14 protein-coding genes are annotated in these 14,014 nt (G+C 67.9%); 8 read left to right on the top strand and 6 right to left on the bottom strand.

The genetic code is table 11. The features are described 5' to 3' along the window. Positions 1-98: 98 nt before the first annotated feature. On the bottom strand, positions 99-2,276 hold the full coding sequence (locus ACFZCE_RS02800; protein ID WP_390935856.1) for a malate synthase G: 2,178 nt from the start codon (positions 2,274-2,276) through the stop codon (positions 99-101). A 234-nt stretch (positions 2,277-2,510) separates the two neighbouring features. Between ACFZCE_RS02800 and ACFZCE_RS02795 the strand changes: the two genes are divergently transcribed. Continuing rightward, complete coding sequence (locus ACFZCE_RS02795; protein WP_390935854.1) at positions 2,511-3,029, top strand: ACT domain-containing protein; 519 nt, start codon at positions 2,511-2,513, stop codon at positions 3,027-3,029. Between the two features lie 218 nt (positions 3,030-3,247). Here the strand turns inward: ACFZCE_RS02795 and rarD are convergent, their stop codons facing one another. The 3 genes from rarD to ACFZCE_RS02780 all read right to left on the bottom strand — a co-directional run bounded on the left by rarD (position 3,248) and on the right by ACFZCE_RS02780 (position 7,107). Continuing rightward, positions 3,248-4,135 (bottom strand): EamA family transporter RarD, encoded by an 888-nt coding sequence (rarD, locus tag ACFZCE_RS02790; RefSeq protein ID WP_390935852.1) that lies wholly within the window; start codon positions 4,133-4,135, stop codon positions 3,248-3,250. 27 nt (positions 4,136-4,162) lie between these two features. After that, positions 4,163-5,137 carry a serine/threonine protein kinase gene (locus ACFZCE_RS02785; RefSeq protein WP_390935850.1) on the bottom strand — a complete coding sequence of 325 codons (975 nt, stop codon included), beginning with the start codon at positions 5,135-5,137 and terminating at the stop codon, positions 4,163-4,165. Positions 5,138-5,208: 71 nt separating this feature from the next. Then, positions 5,209-7,107, bottom strand: coding sequence for an alkaline phosphatase PhoX (locus tag ACFZCE_RS02780; RefSeq protein ID WP_390935848.1), 1,899 nt, complete (start codon positions 7,105-7,107; stop codon positions 5,209-5,211). Between the two features lie 92 nt (positions 7,108-7,199). Between ACFZCE_RS02780 and ACFZCE_RS02775 the strand changes: the two genes are divergently transcribed. Continuing rightward, positions 7,200-7,499, top strand: coding sequence for a DUF2845 domain-containing protein (locus ACFZCE_RS02775; RefSeq protein ID WP_390935846.1), 300 nt, complete (start codon positions 7,200-7,202; stop codon positions 7,497-7,499). Positions 7,500-7,507: 8 nt separating this feature from the next. On the opposite strand, the gene ACFZCE_RS02770 is transcribed toward ACFZCE_RS02775, so the two are convergent. Together ACFZCE_RS02770 and ACFZCE_RS02765 are read right to left on the bottom strand one after the other, a co-directional pair. After that, a complete protein-coding gene (locus ACFZCE_RS02770) occupies positions 7,508-8,272 on the bottom strand; it encodes a TOBE domain-containing protein (protein WP_390935844.1) in 765 nt (254 codons plus the stop codon). Positions 8,273-8,330: 58 nt separating this feature from the next. Next, on the bottom strand, positions 8,331-9,056 hold the full coding sequence (locus ACFZCE_RS02765) for a phosphoribosyltransferase family protein (RefSeq protein WP_390935843.1): 726 nt from the start codon (positions 9,054-9,056) through the stop codon (positions 8,331-8,333). A gap of 91 nt (positions 9,057-9,147) precedes the next feature. Between ACFZCE_RS02765 and bioB the strand changes: the two genes are divergently transcribed. The 6 genes from bioB (at position 9,148) to ACFZCE_RS02735 (ending at position 13,909) form a co-directional block, all read left to right on the top strand. Further along, a complete protein-coding gene (bioB, locus tag ACFZCE_RS02760; protein WP_390935841.1) occupies positions 9,148-10,206 on the top strand; it encodes a biotin synthase BioB in 1,059 nt (352 codons plus the stop codon). Positions 10,207-10,212: 6 nt separating this feature from the next. Further along, positions 10,213-11,385 carry an 8-amino-7-oxononanoate synthase gene (bioF, locus tag ACFZCE_RS02755; RefSeq protein WP_390935839.1) on the top strand — a complete coding sequence of 391 codons (1,173 nt, stop codon included), beginning with the start codon at positions 10,213-10,215 and terminating at the stop codon, positions 11,383-11,385. Continuing rightward, complete coding sequence (locus tag ACFZCE_RS02750) at positions 11,378-12,058, top strand: transporter (protein ID WP_390935837.1); 681 nt, start codon at positions 11,378-11,380, stop codon at positions 12,056-12,058. Before bioF ends, ACFZCE_RS02750 begins: the two co-directional genes overlap by 8 nt. Continuing rightward, the gene (bioC, locus tag ACFZCE_RS02745; RefSeq protein WP_390935835.1) at positions 12,051-12,866 is read left to right on the top strand and encodes a malonyl-ACP O-methyltransferase BioC; all 816 of its coding nucleotides are present in this window, start codon (positions 12,051-12,053) and stop codon (positions 12,864-12,866) included. The genes ACFZCE_RS02750 and bioC overlap by 8 nt, the downstream gene beginning before the upstream one ends. Continuing rightward, a complete protein-coding gene (gene bioD, locus ACFZCE_RS02740) occupies positions 12,859-13,548 on the top strand; it encodes a dethiobiotin synthase (protein WP_390935834.1) in 690 nt (229 codons plus the stop codon). The genes bioC and bioD overlap by 8 nt, the downstream gene beginning before the upstream one ends. Before the next feature lie 91 nt (positions 13,549-13,639). Beyond that, positions 13,640-13,909, top strand: coding sequence for a pyrroloquinoline quinone biosynthesis protein PqqE (locus ACFZCE_RS02735; RefSeq protein ID WP_390935832.1), 270 nt, complete (start codon positions 13,640-13,642; stop codon positions 13,907-13,909). Positions 13,910-14,014: the final 105 nt, after the last annotated feature.

Raw genomic sequence — 14,014 nt, 5'->3', positions numbered from 1 at the left:
ACGGGTTCTGTGTTGCCCCGTAAATCAATGGCTTACACAAATCTGGTGGGAGGCCGTGGTCCGGCACTCCGGCTGTGCCGGGCGAAGGGCCTTGAAGGCTAGCGCCCGTACTTGGCCTTGAACTCACGCCGCCGGCGGTGCAGCACCGGCTCGGTGTAGCCATTGGGCTGCCGGGCGCCTTCGAGTACCAACTCCAGTGCCGCCTCGAAGGCGATATTGCCGGCGAAGTTCGGCGCCATCGGCCGGTACAGTGGGTCTGCCGCGTTCTGCCGGTCGACCACCGGCGCCATCCGCTTGAAGCTTTCGGTTACGTCTGCCGCGGTGGTGATGCCGTGGCGCAGCCAGTTGGCCAGCAACTGGCTGGAAATCCGCAGGGTGGCGCGGTCTTCCATCAGCGCGACGTCGTGGATGTCAGGCACCTTCGAGCAGCCCACGCCCTGGTCGATCCAGCGCACCACGTAGCCGAGGATGCTCTGGGCGTTGTTGTCGAGCTCTTCGCGGATTTCCTGCTCGCTCCAGCCGATGTCTGTGGCCAGCGGCAGCGCCAGGATGGCGTCGAGGCTGGCCCGCGGGCGCTGGGCGAGTTCGGCCTGGCGCGCTTGCACATCCACCTGGTGGTAATGCAGCGCGTGCAGCGTGGCGGCGGTGGGCGAGGGTACCCAGGCAGTGTTGGCGCCGGCCATTGGGTGGCCGATTTTCTGTTCGAGCATCGCCGCCATCAGGTCGGGCATGGCCCACATGCCTTTGCCGATCTGCGCGCGGCCCTGGAGGCCGCAGGCCAGGCCGATGTCAACGTTCCAGTTTTCATAGGCGGCGATCCATTTTTCGCCCTTCATGGCGGCCTTGCGCACCATTGGGCCGGCCTCCATCGAGGTGTGGATTTCATCGCCGGTGCGGTCGAGGAAGCCGGTGTTGATGAACACCACCCGTGCCTGCGCCGCCTGGATGCACGCGGCGAGGTTCACCGTGGTCCGGCGCTCTTCGTCCATGATGCCAATCTTCAGGGTGTTGGCCGGCAGGCCCAGCACGCCTTCGATGGCGCCGAACAGTTCGTTGGCGAACGCTACTTCTTCGGGGCCGTGCATCTTCGGCTTGACGATGTACACCGAGCCCTGGCGGCTGTTCTTGCGGGTACCGCCGCCCTTGAGGTCGTGGAGCGCGGCCAGGCTGGTGAACAGCCCGTCGAGGATGCCCTCGGGCACGTCGCGGCCCTGGCTGTCGAGCACTGCGTCGATGGTCATCAGGTGGCCGACGTTGCGCACGAACAGCAGCGAGCGGCCGTGCAGGCGCAGCGTGCCGCCATCGAGCGCGGTGTATTCGCGGTCCGGGTTCATGGTGCGGGTGAAGGTTTTGCCGTGCTTGCTCACCTGCTCGGCGAGGTCGCCTTTCATCAGGCCCAGCCAATTGCGGTACACCACTACTTTGTCTTCAGCGTCGACCGCGGCCACGGAGTCTTCGCAGTCCATGATGGTGGTCAGCGCGGACTCGAGCAGCACGTCTTTGACACCCGCGGCGTCGGTTTGGCCGATGGGGCTGGCCGGGTCGATCTGCAATTCGAAGTGCAGGCCGTTGTGGCTGAACAGCAAGGCGGCCGGTTGTTGGGCAGCGCCCTGGAAGCCGAGCAACTGCGCCGGGCTGGCCAGGCCGGTGGTTTGGCCGTTTTGCAGGGTAACCTGCAGCGCGCCATCGGCCACGCGGTAGGCGCTGGCCTGGGCATGGCTGCCCTCGGCCAGGGGCGCGGCGTCGTCTAGGAAGCGCCGGGCGAAGGCGATCACCTGGTCACCGCGCACGCGGTTGTAGCCCTGGCCTTTTTCCGCGCCGCCGGTTTCCGGGATGGCGTCGGTGCCGTAGAGGGCATCGTACAGCGAGCCCCAGCGGGCGTTCGAGGCGTTCAGCGCGAAGCGCGCGTTCATCACCGGCACCACCAGTTGCGGGCCGGCCATGCGCGCGACTTCTTCATCGACCTGGGTGGTGCTGGCCTGAAACGCGGCGGGCTCGGGCAACAGGTAGCCGATGTGCTGCAAGAAGGCCTTGTAGGCCACGGCGTCATGGGGCTGGCCGGCGCGTGCCTGGTGCCAGCGGTCGATCTGCGCTTGCAGGTCGTCACGCTTGGCCAGCAGCACGCGGTTTTTCGGGGCAAGGGCTTCGATCAGGTTGGCGGCGCCGCTCCAGAAGGCATCCTGGGCCACGCCGGTGCCGGGGATCGCTTCCTGGTTAACGAAATCGAACAGGACCTTGGCGACCTTCAGGCCACCGGCTTGCACGTAATCGGTCATTGCTTGCCTCACTCTTGTTGCGCGGGGTGCGTGATTATGTAGTGCGTTTTTTCGGATACTACATGAGCGCCACAGCCAGGGAAAATGAGACTAATGGGTCATGATTTTTCCACCGGCCAAGGATGGCCCAAGATTTTGTGTTACGGATTGTTCCATGTTGGCGGCGCAAACGTACACAATTTTCTCCGCCAAGGGCTGGCCTATACTCAAGCGCACCCCAACGGAGGACGCCGCGTGAACCACTTAGTATTGACGGTTTTGGCCGCCGACAAGGCCGGGCAGGTTGAACGGGTTGCCCAATGCATTGCCGAGCACCATGGAAACTGGCTCGACAGCCGCATGGCGCGGATGGCCGGGCAGTTTGCGGGCATCCTGCGCGTGGCCGTGCCGGCCGAGGCCTATGGCGAACTGGTCGAGGCGCTGGACGCGCTACAGCAGCATGGCATCCGCGTGCTGATCGCCAAAAGCGGTGCCGAGCAAGGGCGGAACTGGCGCGAGGTCGACCTCGAACTGATGGGCAACGACCGCCCCGGGATCGTTCGCGACATCACCCGGCTGCTGGCCGAGCAAGGGGTGAACCTCGAACGGCTGAGCACCGACGTGGTGCCCGCGCCCATGAGCGGCGAGCCGTTGTTCACCGCCCAGGCAGGCCTGGCGGTGCCGCTGACCTTACCCCTGGAGGCCTTGCAGGCACGGCTCGAGGGCCTGGCCAGCGAGATGATGGTCGACCTGCAGCTGCGCAGCGCGAGCTAACCCACGGTTATTCATGGAAAAACTGCACCCGCCTGTGGATAAGCTGGGGGTGCACCGCTGGCGGCCACGGCGGCCGTGGCTTGCACGGTCGTGATCAAAAAACCACCAATAATCAAGCGCTTGTGCACACAGGGCGTGGATCGCCCTGTGGATAACCTCTGGGGCCATTGCTGCAGCCCCGGTGGCACTAAGGCTCTAGCCGTTTGAGCGTTTTTTGATCAGGCGCGCCGGCGTAGCGCGACCCACACGTCGAAGCTGTACACCGCCAGCCCGGCCCAGATAAACCCGAACGCGGTCAGGGTGCTGGCTGCCAAGTGTTCGCCAAACACACAGGTGGCCAGCACCAACACGATGGTGGGCGCCACGTACTGCAAAAAGCCCAGGGTGGCGTAAGGCAGGTGCCGCGCCGCGGCGTTGAAGCTCAGCAGCGGCACCAGGGTGATCGGCCCCGCCGCCACCAGCCACCAGGCCTGCGGGGTGCCCCAGAAGTCGCCCTGGGCGGTGAGTACATCGCCGTGCAGCAGCAGCCAGCCCAAGGCCACTGGCACCAGCAGCCAGGTCTCGACCATCAGCCCCGGCAACGCCTGCACCGGCGCTTTTTTGCGAATCAGCCCGTAGAACGCGAAGCTGAACGCCAGCGCCAGCGATACCCAGGGCAGGCTGCCGACCTGCCACAGTTGCTGCACCACACCCATTGCCGCCAGTGCCACCGCCAGCCACTGCAGTGGCCGCAGCCGCTCGCGCAGGATGAGCATCCCCAGCAGCACGTTCACCAGCGGGTTGATGTAGTAGCCCAGGCTGGCCTCGAGCATCCGCCCGTTGTTCACTGCCCACACGTAGATCAACCAGTTGCCGGCCACCAGCGCGCCGCTGCCGGCGAGGATGGCGAAGCGCAGCGGGTTGGCGCGCAGCTCGCGCCACCAGCCGGGGTGGCGCCAGATCATCAGCGCGGCGGCGGCGAACACGGCCGACCAGAGCACCCGCTGCACGATGATTTCCACCGGCGGGATGCTGTCGAGCAGCTTGAAGTACAGCGGGAACAGGCCCCAGAGCAGGTAGGCAGTCAGCCCTAGAAAGTACCCGCGGCGCGGGTTGGCGGCGTGCATGAAGCGTCCTTGTAGTTATCAGGTGTATCAAAACAGGGCCAGCGGCGCCTCGTTGAGGGCCGACAGTTGCTCGCGCAGGATCAGCACCTGGTCGCCCCAGTAGCGCTCGCTGCCGAACCACGGGAAGCTGTGGGGGAACGCCGGGTCGTCCCAGCGGCGCGCCAACCAGGCACTGTAGTGCATCACCCGCAAGGCGCGCAGCGGTTCGATCAGCGCCAGCTCGCGGGGGTCGAAATCGTGGAATTCCCCGTAGCCATCCATCAACTCGGCCAACTGCCCGAGGCGTTCGTGGCGGTCACCGGCGAGCATCATCCACAGGTCTTGCACGGCCGGGCCTTTGCGGCAGTCGTCGAGGTCGACCAGGTGGAACACCTCGTCGCGGCACATGATGTTGCCCGGGTGGCAATCGCCGTGCAGGCGGATCGGGGTGAAGTTCACCGCGCGCCACTGCGCGCTGACTTCCTTGAGCAGGTCTTTGGCGACCGAGACATAAGCCGGGCGCAGGCTCGGCGGGATGAACTCGCCCTCGACCAGGGTTTGCAGGGACTGCTCGCCGAAGTTATCCACAGCCAGCGCCTCGCGATGCTCGAACGGCCGGCTGGCGCCCACCGCGTGCAGGCGCCCGAGCAACTGGCCGAGGCGGTACAACTGGTCGAGGTTGCCCGGCTCTGGCGCGCGGCCGCCACGGCGCGGGAACAGCGCAAAACGAAAGCCCTGGTGGCTGAACAGGGTTTGCCCATCCTGGGCCAGTGGGGCAACCACCGGCACTTCGCACTCGGCCAGTTCCGCGGTGAAGCGGTGTTCTTCGAGAATCGCCGCGTCGGTCCAGCGGCCGGGGCGGTAGAACTTGGCGATCAGCGGCTCGCCGGCGTCGAGGCCGACTTGGTACACGCGGTTTTCGTAGCTGTTGAGGGCCAGCACCCGCGCGTCGCTGAGGTGGCCCAGGCTCTCGACGGCGTCGAGGACCAGGTCCGGGGTGAGGGTGTCGAAGGGGTGCGCCATGGTAACTCCTGCTCGCGGCCGGTGCCGCGCTTGCGCCCATGGTAGCGCAAGGGCGGCACGGCCACGCAGGGTCAGGCGCCGATCACCCCGCCATCGTCGCGGCTGATGACCATCACCGAGCTGCGCGGGGTGCCGCCGGGCAGGTGTTCGGGGAAGGTTGACACGCCGCTTTCACCCGGGTGCTGGATGCCCACGAAGAGGGTTTTGTGGTCTGGCGCGAAGGCGATGCCGGTCACCTCGCAACCCACCGGGCCGACCATGAAGCGGCGGATTTCACCGGTGCTGGGGTCGGCGGCGAGCATCTGGTTGTTGCCCATGCCCGCGAAGTCGCCGCTGTTGCTCATGTCGCCGTCGGTGAGGATCCACAGCCGGCCGCCGTCGTCGAAGGCCAGCCCGTCGGGGCTGTTGAAGAGGTTCTGCGCGGTGATGTTCGGCGAGCCACGCTTGGGCCCTTCGGGGTGGGCGACCGGGTTGCCGGCGACCACGAACAGGTCCCACTCGAAGGCCATCGCGCCGTGGTCGTCGCTGTGCTCCTTCCAGCGCAGGATCTGCCCGTACACGTTCTTCTCGCGCGGGTTGGGGCCGCCGAGCGGCTGGCCGTCTTCGCCGCGCTTGATGTTGTTGGTCAGGGTGCAATACACCTGGCCGTCGTGGGGGCTGATCACGATCCACTCGGGGCGGTCCATGCGCGTGGCCTTCAGCACGCTGGCGGCCTGGCGCGCGTGGATCAGCACCTCGGCCTGGCTGTCGAACCCGGCGGCGGCGTCCAGCCCGGCCTGGCCGTGGCGCAGTTCTACCCATTCGCCACGCCCGCGCGGGTGCGCCGCGTCGCCGTCGCCTTGGTCGAAGCGCGCCACGTAGAGTGTGCCGTGGTCGAGCAGGTCGCGGTTGGCGCTGGGGGTGCCGGTGTTGATCGGGTCGCGGCTGATGAACTTGTAGATGAACTCACCGCGCTCATCGTCGCCCATGTACACCACCGCGTGGCCGCTGCGGGTTTGCCCCACGGCGGCGTTTTCGTGCTTGAAGCGGCCCAGGGCGGTGCGCTTGACCGGGGTGGACTTCGGGTCGAACGGGTCGATTTCCACCACCCAGCCGTGGCGGTTCAGCTCGTTGGGGTTGTGCGCCAGGTCGAAGCGGGCATCGTGGGGGTGCCAGTTCACCTCTTTGCTAGCGGCCACCACGCCGTAGCGTTTTTGCGCGGGGGTGAAGGCCTGTTGCGGGTCACTGCAGCCGAAGCAGTCGGTGAAGTTTTCTTCGCAGGTGAGGTAGGTGCCCCACGGGGTCTTGCCGTTGGCGCAGTTCTGGAAGGTGCCCAGCACCTCGCTGCCGGAAGGGTCGGCCTTGGTTTTGAGCAAGGCATCGCCAGCGGCCGGGCCGCTGACGCGGATCGGGCTGTTGCCGTGGATGCGCCGGTTGTAGGCCGAGCCCTGAACGAACTGCCACTGGCCGTTTTGCCGGCGCACTTCGATCACCGACACGCCTTCGCTGGCCAGCGCCTTGCTCACCTCTTCCTGGTTTTTCGGCGCGCCGCCGTGGGCCAGCAGGTATTTGTAGTTGGTGTACTCGTTGTTGATCGCCATCAGCGCGCGGTCGGGTTCGCCGGGGAAGGGGAACAGGCTCATGCCGTCGTTGTTGTCGCCAAACTGCAGGGCCTGCTCTGCGGCGCTGTTGCCGCCCTTGGCATCGAAGGCCGGGCCGCCGGCGTGCAGTGGCTGGCCCCAGCTGATCAGCGGCCGGGCGCTGTAGCCGGGCGGCAGGCTGATGCCGTCGGCGGTAGACGCCGGGATCGAGGCAAAGCCCAGCGGGGCCGCGCCGGTGCTGACGCTTTGCGCCAGCACGCTGCGGCTGAGCAGGCTGCCGCCGAGGAACATCGCCGCGCCGCACAGCGCGCCGGCGCCGATGAAGCCGCGGCGGCTCAGGCCGACCAGTTGTTCGAGATCAGTGGGTTGGTCTTCTTCGAGTAATGGCATTATCAGGCTCCCAACGGTTTGGGCGCCACGTTAGGCAGGCTGTGTGACAGCTAGCCTTGCGTACATATTCAGCAACAAATTGAGGAAGCAGGATGCGCTGTGCAACCCTGGCCATGGCGGCCGTGATGTTACTGGGCAGTACCGCGGCCAGCGCGACGATGCGCTGCGGCACCCACTTGATCAACAACGGCGATGCGCTCGATGAGGTGCTCGGGGTGTGCGGCGCGCCGGCCAAGCACACCACCGAGCAGCCCACGCTGAACCGGCAGAACCGGCAGCAGGCGCAGAAGACCGATGTGGTGGTGTACGGGCCCAACGGTGGGGCGTATCAATACTTGCTGTTTGTAAACGATGCGCTGGTGCGGGTAGACCTGCGGCGAGACGCGCCGTAAGGCGACGATCAGAACGGCGTGCCCAACAACACCATCGCCGCCCCACAGCGCGCCGCCACCTGGCTGCCCTCGCGCAACCCCAGTTCCACCACCCGCGCCGCCGGCACCAGCGCGCACAGGGTTTGCCCATTGGCCAGGCCAACGCGCACTTCGCTGGGGCCCTCTGGGTCGCCCAGCACCGCCTGCACCCGCCCATCCAGCTGGTTATCGCCGGCCGCTAGCGGCTCGCCCGGCGCATGCAGCGCCAGCCAGCCGGCCTTGATCAACGCCACCACCGCCACCCCAGGTTGCAAGGCCAGGCGCTCGGTGCTGCCGTGGGTGATCATCGCCGCCAGCGCCAGGCCGCCGCCGAGGTCAAGCTGCACCCGGTCGTTGCGGCCATGGGCCTCGATCGCCAGTACCCGGCCATGCAGTTGGTTGCGCGCGCTGGTGTTGAGCATCAGGCGGTTGAGCAGGTCGAGGTCGGCTTCGTCTTCGGCCAGTTCCAGCACCTGGGCCTGCAGGGCTTGCAAGCGCTGGTACAGGCGCAGCACGCGCTCGCCCTCGCTGGACAACCGCGCGCCACCGCCACCCTTGCCGCCCACGCTGCGTTCCACCAGTGGGTGTTGGGCGAGGTTGTTCAGCTCGTCGATGGCGTCCCAGGCGGCCTTGTAACTCAGCCCGGCCGCCTTGGCGGCGCGGGTGATCGAACCTTGCTCGGCCACGTGTTGCAGCAACTCGATGCGCTGTGGGCGGCGGTGCAGGTATTGGGCGAGGCGGTTGGGCAGGGGCATGGCGGCACGGGCGAGTTGAACGGTGAGCCCGCACGTTGCCTGCGCGGGCGGCTGGGCGTCAAGCCGGCTTCGGCGTGCGCGCCAGGCAGTACACGTCTACCCGCGCCGCGCCGGCGTCGCGCAGCAGGCTGGCGAGCACCCGGGCGGTGGCGCCGCTGGTCATCACGTCGTCGACCAGCGCCACATGGCGGCCCCGCAGCCGCGTGGGCGCGGCCAGGGCGAAGGCGCCATTGAGGTTGTATTGGCGCTCGGCCAGCAGCAAGCGTTGTTGCGCCAGGGTCTCGCGCGGGCGTAACAACTGGCGGTTATCCACCGCCAGGCCGAGGGCTTTGGCAAGCCAGCCGGCGAGCATCTGCGCCTGGTTGAAGCCGCGCTGGCGCAAGCGCTTGCGCGCCAGCGGGACCGGCAGCAATACCTCCGGGCGTGGCAGGCCGGCGCTGTAGCGGTGTTGCAGGTGGCGGCTGAGCAGCGCCCCGAGCAAGCGCCCCAGCGGCCAGCGCGCCTGGTGCTTGAAGCGGGCCACCAACGCATCGACCGGAAAGGCATACGCCAGCGGTGCCTCCACCTGGCTGAACGGCGGTGGTTGCAGCCGGCACGCCGGGCACAAACCGGCGGGGCCGGGCAGGGCGCATTGGTCGCAGCCGCCGGCCAGCCAGGGCAGCTCGGTTTCGCAGTCCAGGCACAGCGCCAGGGGCTGTTCACCCTGGCGGCCGCAGAGTAGGCACATTTGGTTATTATTTAACCATATGTTTACCAATGAATTTCTTATAGGTTGACAGTGCATAAGGCTTCCTTGACTATGCGATACCCGTGTCGCGCCTGTGGCTATTCCCTGCCCGGCGCCCCCAGCCTTCAGCATAATCAAGGAATTGCCCATGAGCGCGAGCACTCAGGCCTCCCTGCGTCACGACTGGACCCTGCAAGAGGTCAAGGCCCTGTTCACCCAGCCCTTCAATGACCTGTTGTTCCAGGCGCAGGCGGTGCACCGCGCGCATTTCGACCCGAACCAGGTGCAGGTGTCGACCCTGCTGTCGATCAAGACCGGCGCCTGCCCGGAAGACTGCAAGTACTGCCCGCAGTCTGGCCACTACAACACCGGCCTCGAAAAAGAAAAGCTCATGGAAGTGCAAAAAGTGCTCGAAGAAGCCGCCCGCGCCAAAGCCATCGGCTCGACCCGCTTCTGCATGGGCGCGGCCTGGAAGCACCCTTCGGCCAAAGACATGCCCTACGTGCTGCAGATGGTCCAGGGCGTGAAAAAACTCGGCCTGGAAACCTGCATGACCCTCGGCCGCCTGAGCCGCGAGCAAACCGAGGCGCTGGCCGAGGCCGGGCTGGACTACTACAACCACAACCTCGACACCTCGCCGGAGTTCTACGGCAGCATCATCACCACCCGCACCTACGCCGAGCGCCTGCAAACCCTGGCCTACGTGCGTGATTCGGGGATGAAGATCTGCTCTGGTGGCATCCTCGGCATGGGCGAGTCGCTCGACGACCGCGCCGGGTTGTTGATCCAGTTGGCCAACCTGCCCGAGCACCCGGAGTCGGTGCCGATCAACATGCTGGTGAAGGTCAAGGGCACACCGCTGGCCAACGAAGAAGACGTCGACCCGTTCGATTTCATCCGCATGCTGGCGGTGGCGCGCATCCTGATGCCGCAGTCGCACGTGCGGCTGTCGGCCGGCCGCGAGCAAATGAACGAACAAATGCAGGCTTTGGCCTTCCTCGCTGGCGCCAACTCGATCTTCTACGGCGAAAAACTGCTGACCACCGGCAACCCCCAGGCCGACAAAGACATGCAACTGTTCGCCCGCCTGGGTATCCGCCCCGAGGCCCGCGAAGAGCACGCCGACGAGGTGCACCAGGCCGCCATCGAGCAGGCCGTGGCCGAGCAGAAGAACAGCGAGCTGTTCTACGACGCCGCCTCGGCGTAACCGGCGATGGGTTTCGATCTTGCCGCGCGCCTGGCCGAACGCCGGGCCGCCAGCCTGTACCGGCAGCGCCCGCTGCTGCAAAGCCCGCAGGGGCCGGAGGTGGTGGTCGACGGCCAGCCATTGCTGGCCTTCTGCAACAACGACTACCTGGGCCTGGCCAACCACCCCGAGGTGATCGCCGCCTGGCAGCGCGGCGCCGAGCGTTGGGGCGTGGGCGGTGGCGCCTCGCACCTGGTGATCGGCCACAGTGGCCCGCACCATGAGCTGGAACTGGCCCTGGCCGAGTTCACCGGGCGCCCACGGGCGCTGCTGTTTACCACCGGCTACATGGCCAACCTCGGCGCGGTCACCGCGCTGGTGGGGCAGGGCGACAGCGTGCTGCAAGACCGCCTCAACCATGCCTCGTTGCTGGACGCCGGGCTGCTCAGTGGCGCGCGCTTCGGCCGTTACCTGCACAACGACGCCGCCAGCCTGGCCAGCCGCCTGGCCAAGGCCCAGGGCGATACCCTGGTGGTCACCGATGGGGTGTTCAGCATGGACGGCGACAGCGCCGACCTGCCGGCCCTGGCCGAAGCCTGCCGGGCCCGCGGTGCCTGGCTGATGGTCGACGACGCCCACGGCTTCGGCACCCTGGGCCGCAACGGCGGCGGGGTAGTGGAACACTTCGGCCTGGGCATGGACGACGTGCCGGTGCTGGTGGGCACCCTCGGCAAGGCCTTTGGCACCGCTGGCGCGTTCGTGGCCGGCAGCGAGGCATTGATCGAAACCCTGGTGCAGTTCGCCCGGCCGTACATCTACACCACCAGCCAGCCGCCGGCGCTGGCCTGCGCCACGCTGAAAAGCCTCGAACTGCTGCGCCACGAACACTGGCGGCGCGAGCACCTGGCCGCGCTGATCGCGCAGTTCCGCGCCGGCGCCGAGCGCATCGGCCTGCAATTGATGGCCAGTGATACACCTATCCAGCCGATCGTGCTCGGCGATGCCGCGCGGGCCGTGGCGTTGTCGCAGTGGCTGCGCACGCGCGGCCTGATGGTCAGCGCCATTCGCCCGCCCACGGTGCCGGCCGGCAGCGCGCGGCTGCGGGTGACCCTCAGCGCCGCGCACAGCGCGGAACAGGTCGCGCGGCTGCTCGAGGCGTTGGCCGAGGGCTATGCGCTGCTGGGGCCTGAACATGGCTGAGGCGCTTTACCTGTTGCCGGGCTGGGGCTTGAGCGTGCAGTTGCTGGCCCCCTTGGCCGCGGCCCTGAAGCCGGCGTTTGCCGTGCACCTGCTTGAACAGCCCGCCAGCCTGGAGCAGCTCGACGCCCAGGTGCCCGCCGGTGCCTGGCTGGGCGGTTGGTCGCTTGGCGGCATGCTCGCCGTGGCCTTGGCCGCGCGCCGCGGGGCGGCCTGCCCAGGGGTGATCAGCCTGGCCAGCAATGCCTGTTTCAGCGCCCGCGAGGGCTGGCCGTGGGCGATGGCCGAGGGCACCTTCGGCGCCTTCCTCGCCGGCTGCGAGCAGGCCCCGGCGGCCACCCTCAAGCGCTTTACCCTGCTGTGCGCCCAGGGCGCCGAGCAGCCCCGCGAGCTGGCCCGGCAACTGGCCGCGCAACCGGGCGCGGCCAGCGTAGCGGGCCTGCAATGGCTGGCGGCGTTGGATAACCGCGCGGCGCTGGGCGCCTTCAGCGGCGCGCAGTGCCACCTGTTGGCCGAGCTCGACGGCCTGGTGCCGGCCAGCGCGCTACCGGCCCTGCGGGCGCTGGCGCCGCAGGCCCACTGGGCGCTGCTGGCCAACGCCAGCCACGCCTTCCCGGTGCAGGCAACGCAGCAGGTGGCGCGGATGGTCATTGACTGGAGGCTTGCCCATGGCTGACCTGAGCCAACCGCCGTTGCCGCCCGCGCGGCCGGCCAAGCAGCAGGTGGCGGCGTCGTTCTCGCGCGCCGCGGCCAGCTACGACAGCGTCGCGCAGTTGCAGCGCGATGTGGGCAATGCCTTGCTGGCGCGCCTGCCGGTGGCGATGGCGCCGCAGCGCTGGGTCGACCTGGGCAGCGGCACCGGCTACTTCAGCCGCGCGCTGGCCGCGCGTTTCCCGGCCACCACTGGCGTGGCGGTAGACATCGCCGAGGGCATGCTGCGGCATGCCCGGCCACTGGGCGGCGCGGCGCATTTTGTGCTGGGCGATGCCGAGCGCCTGCCGTTGGCCAGGGCCAGTGTCGATGTGATTTTCACCAGCCTGGCCGTGCAGTGGTGCGGGGACTTCACCGCCGTGCTCAGTGAGGCCGAACGGGTGCTGCGCCCCGGCGGCGTGCTGGCGTTCGCCAGCCTCTGCCAGGGCACCCTGCGGGAGCTGGGTGCCAGTTGGCGGCAGGTCGACGGCGCGGTGCACATCAATCGCTTTCGCGCCTTCAGTCAGTACCAGAGCCTGTGTGGGGCCAGCGGCCTGCAGGTGGCGCACCTGGCGCAGGTGGCGCAGGTGCTGCATTACCCCGACGTGCGCAGCCTCACTCATGAGCTAAAAGCGCTGGGCGCGCACAACCTCAACCCCGGCCGCCCAGGCGGGCTGACCGGGCGCGCGCGCCTGGCCGGGCTGCTCAGTGCCTATGAAGCCTTCCGCCAACCGCAAGGCCTGCCGGCCACTTATCAAGTGGTGTACGGCGTACTGGAGAAACCCCTTGGCTAAGCCCGCGGCGTATTTCATTGCCGGTACCGACACCGATGTCGGCAAAACCACGGTCGCCGCTGGGCTGTTGCACGCCGCCCGCTTGCGCGGCGCCAGCACCCTCGGGGCCAAACCGGTGGCCTCCGGCTGCGAGCAGACCGCTGAAGGCCTGCGTAACGCCGACGCCCTGGCGTTGATGGCCGAAAGCAGCATGCAACTGCCGTACGCGGCGATCAACCCGTTCAGCTTTGCCCCGGCCATCGCCCCGCACATCGCCGCGCAAGAGGCCGGGGTGGCGCTCAGCGTGGCCGGTTTGCTGGCGCCGATGCGCGCGGTGCTGGCGCACAATGCCGGCTTTACCCTGATCGAAGGCGCCGGTGGCTGGCGGGTGCCGCTGGGCGGCACGGAGTACTTATCCGGCCTGGCCATCGGCCTGGGGTTGCCGGTGATCCTCGTGGTCGGCGTGCGCCTGGGCTGCATCAGCCACGCGCTGCTCAGCGCCGAGGCCATCGCCGGCGACGGCCTGGTGCTGGCGGGCTGGGTGGCGAACATCATCGACCCGCACACCTCGCGCCTCGACGAGAACCTCGCCACCCTCGCCGAGTGCCTGCCGGCGCCCTGCCTGGGGCGGGTGCCGCGGCTGGCCAATGCCCAGGCCAACGCGGTCGCCGCCTACCTTGACCTCACTCAGCTGGCGCCATGAACCCGGCGCCACCTGCCCGGCGGTGGTAGCGCAACGGCAGGCGCCGGGCTAAAGTAATGGCAAGTTGCCAAACCGCCCTGAGGGCTCTTCCATGAACGTCTCCTCCAGCAGCTTGTATAACACCGGCTTGAGCGCCATCCAGGCCGGCCTGTCGCGGCAAAATGCCGATGCGCAAAGCGTCGCCAGCCAATCGACCGATTACCAAAGCGAACGCTTGCGCGCGGTAGACCGCAGCCAGCAGCAGGACCTCGCCGCCTCGATGGTCGACATGAGCCAGGCCAAGCTGCAGGTCGAAGCCGGCGCCAAGGTCGAAAAAGCCTCCGACGAAGCCCTCGGCCGCCTGATCGACACCTACGCCTGACCGCCCATCGGTTCACCGCCTATTGTGCTACGCCGTTTGTCGGCGCCCACACCGCCTCCCTCGCGCTAACCCGCGGCGGAGGCGGTTTGCGTTGGGGCGCCCGGG

Origin of the sequence: Pseudomonas sp. NPDC007930 (assembly GCF_042958985.1) — a bacterium.
Classification (GTDB): domain Bacteria; phylum Pseudomonadota; class Gammaproteobacteria; order Pseudomonadales; family Pseudomonadaceae; genus Aquipseudomonas.
The sequence above is the reverse complement of the archived record's forward strand: the minus strand, read 5'-3'. Positions and strand labels throughout refer to the sequence as shown.